Source organism: Methylobacterium sp. J-043, assembly GCF_022829505.1.
GTDB classification, from domain to species: Bacteria; Pseudomonadota; Alphaproteobacteria; order Rhizobiales; family Beijerinckiaceae; genus Methylobacterium; species Methylobacterium extorquens_A.
Genome location: NZ_JAKSYB010000046.1, coordinates 1 through 330, shown reverse-complemented (window position 1 = coordinate 330; position 330 = coordinate 1). Strand labels below are relative to the sequence as shown.

Here is a 330-nt window from a genome sequence, read left to right as displayed (position 1 = left end):
GACGGGCGCAAGTTCCGGATGCTCAACGTGGTCGATGCGTTCACGCGTGAGTGCCTGGCGATCCGGGTGGCGCGCAAACTCAAGGCGGCGGACGTCATCGACGTGCTGTCCGACCTGCTCATCCTACGCGGTGTGCCGGGCCACATCTGCTCGGACAACGGTCCGGAGTTCATGGCCACGTCGGTACAGGCCTGGATCACCGGCGTCGGCGCGAAGACCGCCTGCATCGCACCCGGATCGCCATGGGAGAACGGTTACGTCGAAAGCTTTAACGCACGGCTACGAGACGAGTTGTTGAACGGCGAGATCTTCTACACGCTCAAGGAGGCG

The 330-nt window shown here is 63.3% G+C and carries 1 protein-coding gene; it reads left to right on the top strand.

Going from position 1 to position 330, the window contains the following annotated elements:
- The coding region (locus MKK50_RS12745) for a DDE-type integrase/transposase/recombinase (RefSeq protein WP_499022740.1) at positions 1-330 on the top strand (330 nt) is incomplete at both ends.